The 12,299-nt window shown below is 55.2% G+C and carries 11 protein-coding genes; 9 read left to right on the top strand and 2 right to left on the bottom strand.

Going from position 1 to position 12,299, the window contains the following annotated elements:
- Positions 1–7 precede the first annotated feature (7 nt).
- From AB5Y86_RS13105 to AB5Y86_RS13095, 3 genes are all read left to right on the top strand, one after another.
- A complete protein-coding gene (locus AB5Y86_RS13105; protein ID WP_017788562.1) occupies positions 8–487 on the top strand; it encodes a cytochrome c-type biogenesis protein in 480 nt (159 codons plus the stop codon).
- Positions 484–1,752: a c-type cytochrome biogenesis protein CcmI gene (gene ccmI, locus AB5Y86_RS13100; RefSeq protein WP_139731738.1), complete on the top strand. Its 1,269-nt coding sequence runs from the start codon at positions 484–486 to the stop codon at positions 1,750–1,752. The genes AB5Y86_RS13105 and ccmI overlap by 4 nt, the downstream gene beginning before the upstream one ends.
- Positions 1,753–1,837: 85 nt before the next feature.
- A complete protein-coding gene (locus AB5Y86_RS13095) occupies positions 1,838–2,650 on the top strand; it encodes a VacJ family lipoprotein (protein WP_005334673.1) in 813 nt (270 codons plus the stop codon).
- A 112-nt stretch (positions 2,651–2,762) separates the two neighbouring features.
- On the opposite strand, the gene sodB is transcribed toward AB5Y86_RS13095, so the two are convergent.
- Positions 2,763–3,347: a superoxide dismutase [Fe] gene (gene sodB / locus AB5Y86_RS13090; RefSeq protein ID WP_005334664.1), complete on the bottom strand. Its 585-nt coding sequence runs from the start codon at positions 3,345–3,347 to the stop codon at positions 2,763–2,765.
- A gap of 288 nt (positions 3,348–3,635) precedes the next feature.
- Here sodB and AB5Y86_RS13085 point away from each other — a divergent pair, with 288 nt between their 5' ends.
- From AB5Y86_RS13085 to AB5Y86_RS13060, 6 genes are all read left to right on the top strand, one after another.
- Positions 3,636–3,980, top strand: coding sequence for a Grx4 family monothiol glutaredoxin (locus AB5Y86_RS13085; protein ID WP_005353650.1), 345 nt, complete (start codon positions 3,636–3,638; stop codon positions 3,978–3,980).
- Between the two features lie 359 nt (positions 3,981–4,339).
- Entirely contained in the window at positions 4,340–5,344 is a 1,005-nt protein-coding gene (tdcB, locus tag AB5Y86_RS13080) for a bifunctional threonine ammonia-lyase/L-serine ammonia-lyase TdcB (protein ID WP_368193022.1), read from the top strand.
- Between the two features lie 11 nt (positions 5,345–5,355).
- Positions 5,356–6,687 (top strand): threonine/serine transporter TdcC, encoded by a 1,332-nt coding sequence (gene tdcC / locus AB5Y86_RS13075; protein WP_019444738.1) that lies wholly within the window; start codon positions 5,356–5,358, stop codon positions 6,685–6,687.
- Positions 6,688–6,886: 199 nt separating this feature from the next.
- Positions 6,887–8,095, top strand: coding sequence for a propionate kinase (tdcD, locus tag AB5Y86_RS13070; RefSeq protein WP_368193021.1), 1,209 nt, complete (start codon positions 6,887–6,889; stop codon positions 8,093–8,095).
- A 44-nt stretch (positions 8,096–8,139) separates the two neighbouring features.
- Complete coding sequence (pflB, locus tag AB5Y86_RS13065) at positions 8,140–10,434, top strand: formate C-acetyltransferase (RefSeq protein ID WP_368193020.1); 2,295 nt, start codon at positions 8,140–8,142, stop codon at positions 10,432–10,434.
- Between the two features lie 69 nt (positions 10,435–10,503).
- On the top strand, positions 10,504–10,887 hold the full coding sequence (locus tag AB5Y86_RS13060) for a RidA family protein (protein WP_368193019.1): 384 nt from the start codon (positions 10,504–10,506) through the stop codon (positions 10,885–10,887).
- 81 nt (positions 10,888–10,968) lie between these two features.
- Here the strand turns inward: AB5Y86_RS13060 and AB5Y86_RS13055 are convergent, their stop codons facing one another.
- Positions 10,969–12,180, bottom strand: coding sequence for an RsmB/NOP family class I SAM-dependent RNA methyltransferase (locus AB5Y86_RS13055; protein ID WP_042082464.1), 1,212 nt, complete (start codon positions 12,178–12,180; stop codon positions 10,969–10,971).
- Positions 12,181–12,299: the final 119 nt, after the last annotated feature.

The raw sequence follows: 12,299 nt of genomic DNA, 5'->3' as shown, positions 1-12,299 counted from the left end.
AGTCTTGATGAGAGTATTTATTGCTTCCCTGCTGCTGTTGCTGGGATGGGTGGTGCAAGCGCCGGCCATGGCCGCTATCGATGTCTACACCTTCGACAACGACAATCAGGAGCAGGTCTTTCGCGAACTGACCAAGGAGCTGCGTTGCCCCAAGTGTCAGAACCAGGATATCGCCGACTCCAATGCGGGGCTGGCCAAGGACTTGCGCGACAAGACCTACCAGATGGTGCGCGAGGGTAAGGATAAAGAGGAGATCGTGGATTACATGGTGGCCCGCTACGGCAACTTTATCCTCTATAACCCGCCCCTGATGGCCTCCACCCTGATCCTCTGGCTTGGCCCGCTGCTGGTGATCCTGATTGGTGGCGCCGTGGTCGTGATGCGCAGCCGCCGGCCCCCTGCGGTGAAAAAACAACTGGATAACGCCTTGAGCGAGGAGGAGCAGCGCCGACTGGCCGAGCTGCTCAAAGAGGAAGAGAAACAATGACCGCTTTTTGGATAGTGATTGCGGGCTTGCTGGTGCTGGTGAGTCTGGCGCTCGTCGTGCCGCTGTGGCGTGGTGAAGGCAAACAGAGCATCAGTCGCTCGGCACTCAACAAACAGCTCTATCGCCAGCGGCTGCTGGAGATTGGCGAAGAGCGCGAGCAGGGTGTCCTGGCTGAGGAGTCCGACTCGCTGGTCGAGCTGCAACGAAGTCTCTTGGATGATATCCCTGATGTGGAGCAGACTGCCCGCAGTGGCAAGAGTCTGATCTGGATCCCGGGTGTACTGGTGCTGTTGGTGGTGAGTCTGGGGCTCTACTACAAGTTGGGCTCCTGGCAAGAGGTGAGTCGCTGGCAAGATGCCAGCAGCCGTCTTGGCGAGCTGAGCAACCGCATTTTGGTGGAGCGGGATGCCAAGGTGACCGAGCAGGATCTGCTGGATTTCACGCTGGCACTGCGTACCCGCCTCAAGGATGAACCGAACGACTACCGTGGCTGGCTGCTGCTGGGACGTTTGGCGCTGGATGGCAATGATCCTGAAATGGCCAGCGAGGCGCTGGAGCGGGCCTACACGCTGGCTCCCCAGAAATCGCTGGTGGCGGTGCCTTACGCGCAGGCGCTGATGATGACGGGGGATGAGGCGCAAGCGGATGCCCTGTTGCAGGCTGCTATCGCGCAGGATCCGGACAATATCGAGGCGCGCTCTGTCTATGCCTTTATGGCGCTGCAAAAAGAGGACTTCCAGACCGCGCTGGCTCGCTGGCAGGCGATGTTGCCACTGATGGAGAAAGGTACCCCCCGTTACGTGATGGTCGAGCGCTCCATGGAGTACGCCCGCGCGCAGCTCAAGCAGCGCGGCATCGAGGTGACGAATTCAGGCGCAGCCAAAGCGGGCGCAGTTGAGGGACAACCGCTGGCGGTGAAGGAGGGGGAATTCCCCATCCACGTCACGTTGGCGGCGGGCATTCAGATGCCGGAAGATGCCCATCTCTTCGTCTTTGCCGTGGTGCCCAACGGGCCGCCTATGCCCATCGCCGTGAAGCGTATCGCAGGGCCAACCTTGCCTGTTACCCTGTCACTCGGGGATGGCGATGCCATGATGGAAGGCAGCAAACTGGCGGCCTATCCGGAGCTGCAGTTCAAGGCACGTCTCTCGCGCGGTGGCAATGTGATGAACAAGGAAGGAGCCTTCGAAGGGGTATCCGTGCCGGTCAAGACGGCCGAGATCCCTGCTGCTCCGATTGACATCCGCATCGATCACGCCCTCTAATATGCCTTTGGATAACCCGGCCCCTGGATGGGGGCTGGGTTATCTATACTTCTGATAAATCAAAATAAAACGTCAGGACAATCATATGTATCTTCGTTCAGGGGCCATACTGGCAGCCCTCTTGCTGGCTGGCTGTGCCGGTGGTCCACCCAAGCCTGGCCCAGAGAGTCTGGATCTCAATCCCGGCATGAATAATCCGGGTGCAACCAGTACGGCGGCCGATCCGCGCGATCCCTTCCAGGGGGCCAACCGGGCCATGTGGGCGGTCAACTATGATGTGCTGGAGCCCTATGTGGCACGTCCTGTGGTACATGCCTATGCCCGCTACATTCCGGTCGGGGTGAAGGATGGCATTGCCAACTTTGTTGCCAACTTTGATGAGCCAAGCAGCATGGTGAACCATCTGATCACCGGTGATTTGAAGGGGGCGGGCACCAACCTGGGGCGCTTTACCCTCAACACCACGGTCGGTCTGCTGGGTATCTTCGATGTGGCCAAACATGCCGGCCTCGAGCGCAACAAGCTGGAGATGGACACAGTGCTGGGCAGGGCCGATATCGGTAATGGTGCCTACATCATGGTGCCTGTCTACGGTCCGACCACCACCCGGGAGCTGGTTGGTGATGCGATTGACAGCTTCTACTTCCCCTATGCCCTGTTAACCTTCCCGATGAAGGTTGCACACTGGGCACTGGATGGCTTGGGCACACGTGCCAAGCTGATCGATCAGGAGCGGATCATCGACAACTCCCTCGATCCTTATGCGCTGACCAAGGATTTCTACCTGCAATATAATCAGGGCAAGGTGACGGGCAAGCAGACCGAGCTGAAAGCGTCTCAGCAAGAGCAGGCTGACGATGCCAATCTGGATGAATACATGGACGAGCTGGACCAGTAAGCGGGTCATCTCGATATGTAAAAGGCGCCTGCGGGCGCCTTATTCATTTTCGCAGCCATATCGAGATAAAAAAACGCCCCGCAGTGCGGGGCGTTTTGGCAAGCGAGGCTGATTAGGCAGCCAGATTCTTGGCCACGAATTCCCAGTTAACCAGAGCCCAGAAGGTTTCCATGTACTTCGGACGCAGGTTGCGGAAGTCGATGTAGTAGGCGTGCTCCCACAGGTCAACGGTCAGCAGCGGGGTGGTACCGGCTTCAGTCAGCGGGCAGCCAGCGTTGGAGGTGTTGACGATAGCCAGAGAGCCGTCAGCTTTCTTCACCAGCCAAGTCCAGCTGGAACCGAAGTTGCCGATGGCTGATTTGGTGAAGGCATCTTTGAACTCGGCGAAGGAGCCGAATGCCTTGTTGATGGCATCAGCCAGGGCGCCAGTCGGCTCGCCACCGCCATTCGGGGAGAGGCAGTGCCAGTAGAAGGTGTGGTTCCAGATCTGGGCGGCGTTGTTGAAGATGCCGCCGTTGGAGGTCTTGATGATCTCTTCCAGAGACTTGCCTTCAAACTCGGTACCCGGCACCAGATTGTTCAGGTTGACCACGTAGGTGTTGTGGTGCTTGCCGTGGTGATATTCCAGAGTTTCCTGGGAGATGTGCGGTTCCAGAGCGTTGATTGCATAGGGCAGAGCGGGAAGTTCGAATGCCATTTTCTACTCTCCATTGGCTGGACCGTGCGAAGGCGACGGTTGCAAGACATTGCGTACTCTTTTCTATATGTGAAAAGAGTTGTTTTTAAAATGATGGGGCTGGGTAGCCCAAAGCCAAGGGATTGTAGCAGTATCAAAGATGGCCTAACAACTCTTGATTGGCGCCATGATCGCGATCAATCCTGTGTGGGTTCTTTGCACAATTCGAGCCGGGTCACCCCTTTGTCAGTTTGTGCTCGGGCAAGATTGCAGTAGAATGGCCGCCGAAATCGCTCTAGTGAGGCACCTATGGAAACTATTGAAAAGATTAAGCAGCAGCTGGCTGACAACCCCATCATCATCTACATGAAGGGCTCCCCCAAGCTACCCAGCTGTGGCTTCTCTGCCCAGGCCTCCCAGGCTCTGATGTCCTGCGGCGAGCCGTTTGCATACGTTGATATCCTGCAAAATCCGGATATCCGCGCCGAATTGCCAAAATTCGCCAACTGGCCGACCTTCCCCCAACTGTGGGTTGAAGGTGAGCTGATCGGTGGCTGTGACATCATGATCGAGATGTTCCAGGCTGGCGAGTTGCAGGCTCTGATCAAAGAGACTGCTGCCAAGTATAAGAAAGATGATGCTGCAGCCGAGTAATCGGTTTTGTGTTGTCGAGAGGGAGCCTTATAGGCTCCCTTTTTTATTGTCCCGGTTCTGGCAGGCAAGCAACCGATTGCCGGTTGCAAAAAGCAACGCAATTGCCCTTAAAAATCTAATCTTTACGGCTTTGTTTTGGAGTTGTTAATTATATTCTTTACCAATATCTGATTACTTTTTTTAATCCATTTGGATTCACGTGTTGCTGCCATCACATTTTTTGATAATTTCACCGTAACGCAGTCTCTTTGTAGATTTTTTTGTGTTTATGCTCACATTAATTGCAAGTGATAGAACCTAGTATCGCTTCGCCCTGTGAAATAAAACCCTACAAATTAATAAATAAAAAGAGATTTGCGATGAAGATGTATAGCAATCTGCCCATTGGTCTTCATGATATTACTGAAGCCAAAAAAAGACTGACCAATCATATATACAAGACCGCGCAACTACCCTCTAACTACATCAGCGAACGTTGCCATGGCGAGGTTTACCTCAAGCTTGAAAACATGCAACGTACAGGCTCTTTTAAAATTCGTGGCGCCTTCAACAAGCTCAGTTCATTAAGTCTGGAAGACCGACAAAAAGGTGTTGTCGCCTGCTCGGCGGGTAATCATGCCCAAGGTGTATCACTCTCCAGTGCTATGCTGGGAATTGATGCCAAGGTGGTCATGCCTTGCTGTGCCCCCAAATCAAAAATTGCTGCAACCAGTGACTATTCAGCCAAAGTGATCCTCCATGGAAATAGCTTCAATGACACCATTGCCAAAGTCAGCGAAATCGTGGAGATGGAAGGCCGCGTATTTATCCCCCCTTTCGACGATGCGAAAGTGATTGCCGGCCAGGGCACCATTGGCCTGGAAATTATCGAAGATTTGTATGATGTCGATAACATCATAGTGCCGATCGGTGGCGGTGGTTTGATTGCCGGTGTTGCCATGGCTATCAAATCTATTAATCCGACCATCAAGGTGATTGGTGTGCAATCCGAGAATGTGCACGGTATGGCGGCCTCTTTCTATGCCGGTACCATGACCAATCACAGAACCGGCAGCACGCTGGCCGATGGCTGTGATGTGGCAAGACCCGGTTCACTGACCTTCGAAATCGTCAAACAATTGGTGGATGATATTGTACTGGTCACCGAGGATGATATTCGTCATAGCATGGTTGACCTTATTCAGCGCAACAAGGTGATTACCGAAGGGGCGGGAGCTCTGGCCTCGGCAGCGCTGCTGAGCGGCAAACTCAAACATTATGTCGAAGGCAAAAAAACCGTCAGCATTATTTCTGGTGGCAATATTGACCTGACCCGGATCACCGAAATTATCGAACAGAACAATATTCGTCAATTTAGCCTGTAAGGAATGCAGTCATGATATTAGACAGTGTTGTCACCGGCAGTAAAGAGAATACACGTGCATGGCGTAAATCGGATACCACATGGGGATTAGGTCTGTTTGGTACAGCGATCGGTGCAGGTGTTCTATTTTTCCCTATTCGGGCCGGATATGGTGGCCTGATACCTATATTAATCATGTTGGTGCTGGCTTACCCTATTGCATTTTATTGCCACAGGGCGTTGGCCAGATTATGTCTTTCTGGCAGCAATCCATCGGCAAATATTACCGAGACCGTTGAAGAACATTTTGGCAAAATGGGTGGGGTAGTGATTACCTTCCTCTATTTCTTTGCCATCTGCCCACTGCTGTGGATATATGGTGTGACGATCACCAATACCTTTATGGCATTTTGGGAGCATCAACTACAGTTGGTTCCGCTTAATCGAGGTGTGGTTGCACTGGCATTGTTGATGTTGATGGCATTCGTGATCTACTTCGGTAAAGATCTGATGGTCAAGGTGATGAGCTATCTGGTCTTTCCCTTTATTGCCAGTTTGATCGTTATCTCTCTCTCCCTCGTCCCGTACTGGAACAGTGCCGTCTTTGATCAGGTCAATCTGAGCGAGATATCGATGTTTGGTCACGATGGTATTCTGGTTACCGTCTGGCTGGGGATCTCCATCATGGTCTTCTCCTTCAACTTCTCGCCGATTGTCTCCTCTTTCATCGTCTCCAAGCGGGAAGAGTATGAGCAGGAGTTCGGTCGTGATTTTACCGAGAAGCGCTGCTCGAAGATTATCTCCGGTGCCAGCATGCTGATGGTGGCCGTGGTGATGTTCTTTGCCTTCAGCTGCCTGTTTACCCTGTCGCCGCAAAATATGGCGGAAGCCAAGGCCCAGAATATTCCGGTGCTCTCCTATCTGGCCAACCACTTCTCCTCGATGACGGGCAGCAAGTCTGCGTTTGCCACCACTCTGGAGTATGCGGCGTCCATTATCGCGCTGGTTGCTATCTTCAAATCCTTCTTCGGTCACTATCTGGGGACGCTGGAAGGGTTGAATGGCCTTATCCTCCGCTTTGGCTATCAGGGCGACAAGAGCAAGGTTTCCAGTAAAAAACTCAACATGGTCAGTATGTTGTTCATCATGGGCTCCACCTGGCTGGTCGCTTATGTGAACCCCAACATCCTCGACCTGATTGAGGCAATGGGGGCGCCAATCATCGCCTCCCTGCTCTGTCTGCTGCCGATGTATGCGGTGAGCAAGACACCGGCACTTGCAAAATATAAAGGTCAGGCCAGCAACCTGTTTGTCACCATCATCGGTGTGCTGACCATCCTGAATATAGTTTCCAAGCTGTTCTGAAAACCTTTTCTGCAAGTCATCAACCATTCAGGCCCCCCTGGCGGGGTCTGGATGGTGCAGTCAGACATGAGCAATAACCGGTTCTTCGTTGGCCACAATTATGTGGGCCCTGGGTAAGGCTTGCCGTTTTTTGACTTTCTGTTTATGGCGAAATGCCCTGACTGCAGTGACTCGACACTATTAATCTCGAGGCGATGTAATGAAGTTTGATTCGTTGGTTCTGGTTATCAATTGCGGCTCCTCATCGGTCAAATTCTCGGTACTGGAGAGTCAATCCTGTGAGGTGGTGATATCCGGTATGGCGGATGGTATTGAGACGGCCCATCCCCAATTGCAAGTGGGTAAAGAGCCCGCTATGTCATTACCTGAAAATAACCACACCTGTGCATTGGCTGCCATTGCGGCTGAATTGAAAAAGCGCGATCTGCTGGATTCGATTGTGCTGATGGGTCATCGGATTGCGCATGGTGGCAGTGAATTTAGCGAAGCCGTGATCATTGATGAACATGTCTTGGCCAAAATAAAGCAGGTGTCACCCTTGGCCCCCCTGCACAATCACGCCAATTTAAGTGGCGTGATGGCCGCCCGCCAGCTATTTCCCAACCAGCCCCAAATTGCGGTATTTGATACCGGCTTTCACCAGACCCTCAAGCCGGAAGCTTATATCTATGGGCTGCCTTACCAATATTTGCAGGATTACGGCGTGCGCCGCTATGGCTTCCATGGCACCTCCCATCGCTATGTGGCCGAGCAGGCCTGCGTATTTATGGGGCTGGATGAGCAGCATGCCGGTCTGGTCATCGCCCATCTGGGCAATGGCGCCTCTATTTGCGCGGTGCAGGATGGCAAGAGCGTCGATACCTCGATGGGGATGACGCCGCTGGAGGGGCTGATCATGGGCAGCCGCAGCGGCGATATCGATTTTGGCGCGCTGGCCTATATCGCCAGCAAGACGGGTCAATCTATCGAGGATATCGAGCGGGTATTGAACAAGCAGTCCGGCCTGCTGGGTATTTCGGGGCTCTCCTCCGATATGCGGGTATTGGAAGCTGCCTATCACGAAGGACATCCCGGGGCGAAACTGGCGATCCACGCCTTTGTCCACCGTATTGCCCGCCATATCGGCGGCCATGCCACCTCATTGCGCCGGCTGGATGCCGTTATTTTCACCGGAGGGATCGGCGAGAACTCGGCCTTTATCAGAAAGCTGGTATGCGAACGACTTCAGGTATTTGGCGTAGCGATCAGCGAGCCGTTTAACCAGCGTCCCAATAGCGAGGGCTGCCGGGTAATTTCGGCGGCAGAATCCATGGTACTGGCGGCGGTTATTCCCACCAATGAAGAGAAAATGATCGCGCTGGATGCCATTCGTCTGGGGCTGAAGGTTCGTCAGGCCGAGTGCGTCTGACATCTTCCACTGTAGTGTCATGAGTAGTGAATGAGGTTTATTTTATGAAAGTTGATATGCAATTGGATCAGGATAAATTCCGTCAGGCATGGCAAGGGTTTGCCGGTGAAAACTGGAAGCACGAGATCAACGTCCGTGATTTTATCCAGCAGAACTACACCCCCTATGAAGGTGACGAACAGTTTTTAGCAGATGCGACCGAAGCGACCACCACTTTGTGGAATAAGGTGATGGAGGGGATCTGCATTGAGAATGCCACCCACGCACCGGTCGATTTTGATACCAATATTGCCACGACCATTACTGCCCACGGGCCGGGTTATATCGAGCAGGGGCTGGAAAAGATTGTTGGCCTGCAAACCGACAAGCCCCTTAAAAGAGCGCTGCACCCGTTTGGCGGCATAAATATGATCCGCAGCTCTTTTGAAGCATATGGCCGGGAGATGGATCCCGAATTTGAATATACCTTCAGCGAATTGCGCAAAACCCATAACCAGGGAGTATTCGACGTCTACTCTCCCGAGATGTTGCGCTGCCGAAAATCGGGAATTTTGACCGGTTTGCCGGATGGTTACGGCCGTGGTCGCATTATCGGAGATTATCGTCGGGTCGCGCTCTATGGCATAGATTATCTAATCCGTGAGCGGGAGTTGCAGTTTGCCGATCTGCAACCGGCGCTCGAGCGGGGAGAGCAGCTGGAGAAGGTGATCCGCCAGCGCGAGGAGCTGGCCGAGCACAAGCGGGCATTGGTGCAGATCAAGCAGATGGCGGCCAGCTATGGCTTTGACATCTCCGGGCCGGCGCGCACGGCGCAGCAGGCAGTGCAGTGGCTCTACTTTGCCTATCTGGCGGCGGTGAAGTCGCAAAATGGCGGGGCCATGTCCCTCGGTCGTACCGCCACCTTCCTCGACATCTATATCGAGCGGGATCTAAAGGCGGGGCTCATCAGCGAGCAGGATGCCCAGGAGCTGGTCGATCACTTCATCATGAAGATCCGCATGGTACGTTTCCTGCGAACCCCCGAGTTTGACTCCCTCTTCTCCGGCGACCCCATCTGGGCGACCGAGGTGATCGGTGGCATGGGGCTGGATGGTCGCACGCTGGTGACCAAAAACTCCTTCCGCTACCTCCACACCCTCAAGACCATGGGGCCAGCGCCTGAGCCCAACCTCACCATCCTCTGGGCGGAAGGGCTGCCGCGGGCCTTCAAGACCTATGCGGCTCGCGTCTCCATCGATACCTCATCCCTGCAGTATGAGAATGATGACCTGATACGCACCGATTTCGAGAGCGATGATTACGCCATCGCCTGCTGCGTGAGTCCCATGGTGATCGGCAAGCAGATGCAGTTCTTCGGTGCCCGCGCCAACCTGGCCAAGACCCTGCTCTACTGCATCAACGGTGGGGTGGACGAGAAGCTGAAGATCCAGGTCGGCCCGAAAGTGGCGCCTATCATGGACGAGGTGCTGGATTACGACACCGTCATGGCCAGCCTCGACAGCTTTATGGATTGGCTGGCGGTGCAGTACATCAGCGCGCTCAACCTTATTCACTATATGCATGACAAATACAGCTACGAGGCTTCCCTGATGGCACTGCACGATCGTGACGTCTATCGCACCATGGCCTGCGGTATCGCCGGTCTATCGGTAGCGGTCGATTCGCTGGCAGCCATCAAGTACGCCCGGGTCAAGCCGGTGCGCGATGCGGATGGGCTGGCGGTCGATTTCGTGATTGAGGGGGAGTATCCCCAGTATGGCAACAATGACGAGCGGGCCGACTCCATCGCCTGCGATCTGGTCGAGCGCTTTATGAAGAAGATCCAGGCGTTGCCGACCTACCGCAATGCGGTGCCGACCCAGTCGATCCTGACCATCACCTCCAACGTTGTCTATGGCCAGAAGACCGGCAACACCCCGGATGGTCGCCGCGCCGGTGCGCCCTTTGCGCCGGGGGCTAACCCGATGCACGGTCGGGATCGCAAGGGGGCGGTCGCTTCGCTGGCATCGGTGGCCAAGCTGCCGTTCAAATACGCCAAGGACGGGATCTCCTACACCTTCTCCATCGTGCCGGGGGCGCTCGGCAAGGAACCCGCCAATCGCGAGAGCAATCTGGTGGGGTTGATGGATGGCTACTTCCACCATGAGCGGGATGTAGAAGGGGGTCAGCACCTCAACGTCAACGTGATGAATCGCGAGATGCTGCTGGATGCCATCGACAATCCGGACAAGTACCCCAGCCTGACTATCCGGGTCTCCGGCTATGCGGTGCGCTTCAACGCCCTGACCCGCGAGCAGCAGCAGGACGTCATCTCCAGAACCTTCACCAACATGATGTAACTCTCATGCCCGGGGTGAGCAGGCTTGCTCCGGGCCTACTTTTTGTTTGTCAGCACGAGGAAGTAACAGATGCGACAGGTTATCACTACCAAGGCGGCGCCGAGCGCCATCGGCCCCTATGTGCAGGCCACCCGGATTGGCAACATCCTCTACACCTCCGGTCAGATCCCGCTGGACCCGGTGAGCGGCGACGTTGCGGAGGGGATCGAAGCGCAGACCCTGCGCTCCCTGCAAAATCTACAGGCGATTGTCGAGGCGGCAGGCGGCGAGGTGCGCAACATCTTCAAGACCACGGTGTTTGTCTCTGATCTGAACGACTTTGCTGCGGTGAATCAGGTCTACAACGACTTCTTCACCGAGCACGATGCCATGTATCCGGCTCGCTCCTGCGTAGAAGTGGCTCGGTTACCGAAGGATGTGAAGATCGAGATAGAGGCGATTGCTGCGCTGTAACCCCATCGGGAGTGTGTCAGCAAGCCAAAACAGAGCGGCTGCCAATGGCAGCCGCTTTTTTCTATATGGTCATCGGGCAGATCAGGCGATCCGTTCGATACGAGCCATGTAGAAGCCGTCGAAGCCGGTCTCGGACGGGCTCACGGTGTGATCGTCACGCAGACGGAAGTTTTCGTTGGCGGCGAGGAACTTGTCCACCTGCTGGCGGTTCTCCTCGGGCAGGATGGAGCAGGTTGCATAGACCAGCAGGCCGCCGACTTTCACCATCTGGCTGTAACGCTGCAGGATCTCTTCTTGCAGCGCGACCAGCACCGGCAGACGCTCGGCGGTATCACGCCACTTGGCATCCGGATTGCGCTTGAGTACGCCCAGACCGGAGCAGGGCACGTCCAGCAGTACGCGGTCGGCGCTCTCTTTGAGGCGCTTGACGGTCTTGCTGCTGGTGATGACCCGGGTCTCCACGTTGTGGGCACCGGCGCGACGAGCGCGTTGCTTGAGGTTCTCCAGCTTCCACTCTTCCACATCCATTGCCAGCAGACGTCCTTTGCCCTGCATCATGGCGGCGATATGCAGGGTCTTGCCACCGGCACCGGCGCAGGCGTCGATAACGCGCATGCCTGGGGCAACTTCCAAAGCGGCAGCAACCAGCTGGGAGCCTGCGTCCTGCTGTTCGAAGCAACCATCGGCAAAGGCTTTGGTGCGGAACAGGGCGGCGTCGGAGGTGACCTGCAGGGCAGTCTCCACACCTTCAACCGGAATGGTGGTGACCTGCTCTTTGGCCAGTATGGCCTGCAGCTCATCACGGGTGCACTTGAGGGTGTTGACCCGCAGGTAACGCTTGGGCATCCAGGCCAGGGCTGCACGCTCGGCAGGCCAGGCTTCACCCAGCTGCTCGCTACCCAGTTTCTCCAGCCAGCTCGGGCAACCATCCATCAATACCGGGTTCTTCTTCGCCTCGGTCAGACGGCGGCGGAATGCCTCTTCATTGAAGCGATCCAGGGTCGGGTGGTTGGGCTGGGCAATTTTGTGGAATGCATGCCAGCTGTGCAGCAGCGGCCAGACATTCTTTTCGGCCTGACGCACCTGAATACCGGTGAGGAAACAATAGAGGCTGAGACGGCGCAGCAGGTCGCCGGTGACCAGGGCAATCCTTGCCTGTTCTTGCGGTTTGAGTTCGATGCCGGAGAAGTGACGGGCATAAGCGCGGTCGAGGGTAAGACCCTGACCGAGCACATCGTCAACAATGGCAACGACCAGATCCCCGAAACGGGGCAACAGTGGGGATTTGAGCATGAGATTAACCTTGGCCAGATAAAGATGAACCGCACCTTTGTGAAGAGGAGCAGTTCTAAAATTGACAAATCCGCGCAATGATAGGGGTTAGACGGGGTTGGCGCAACACTCCCCATGCT

Source organism: Aeromonas sp. s8 (assembly GCF_040907785.1).
GTDB lineage: Bacteria > Pseudomonadota > Gammaproteobacteria > Enterobacterales > Aeromonadaceae > Aeromonas > Aeromonas veronii.
Note: the sequence above shows the minus strand (reverse complement) of the source record. Positions and strands in the feature narration are given on the sequence as shown.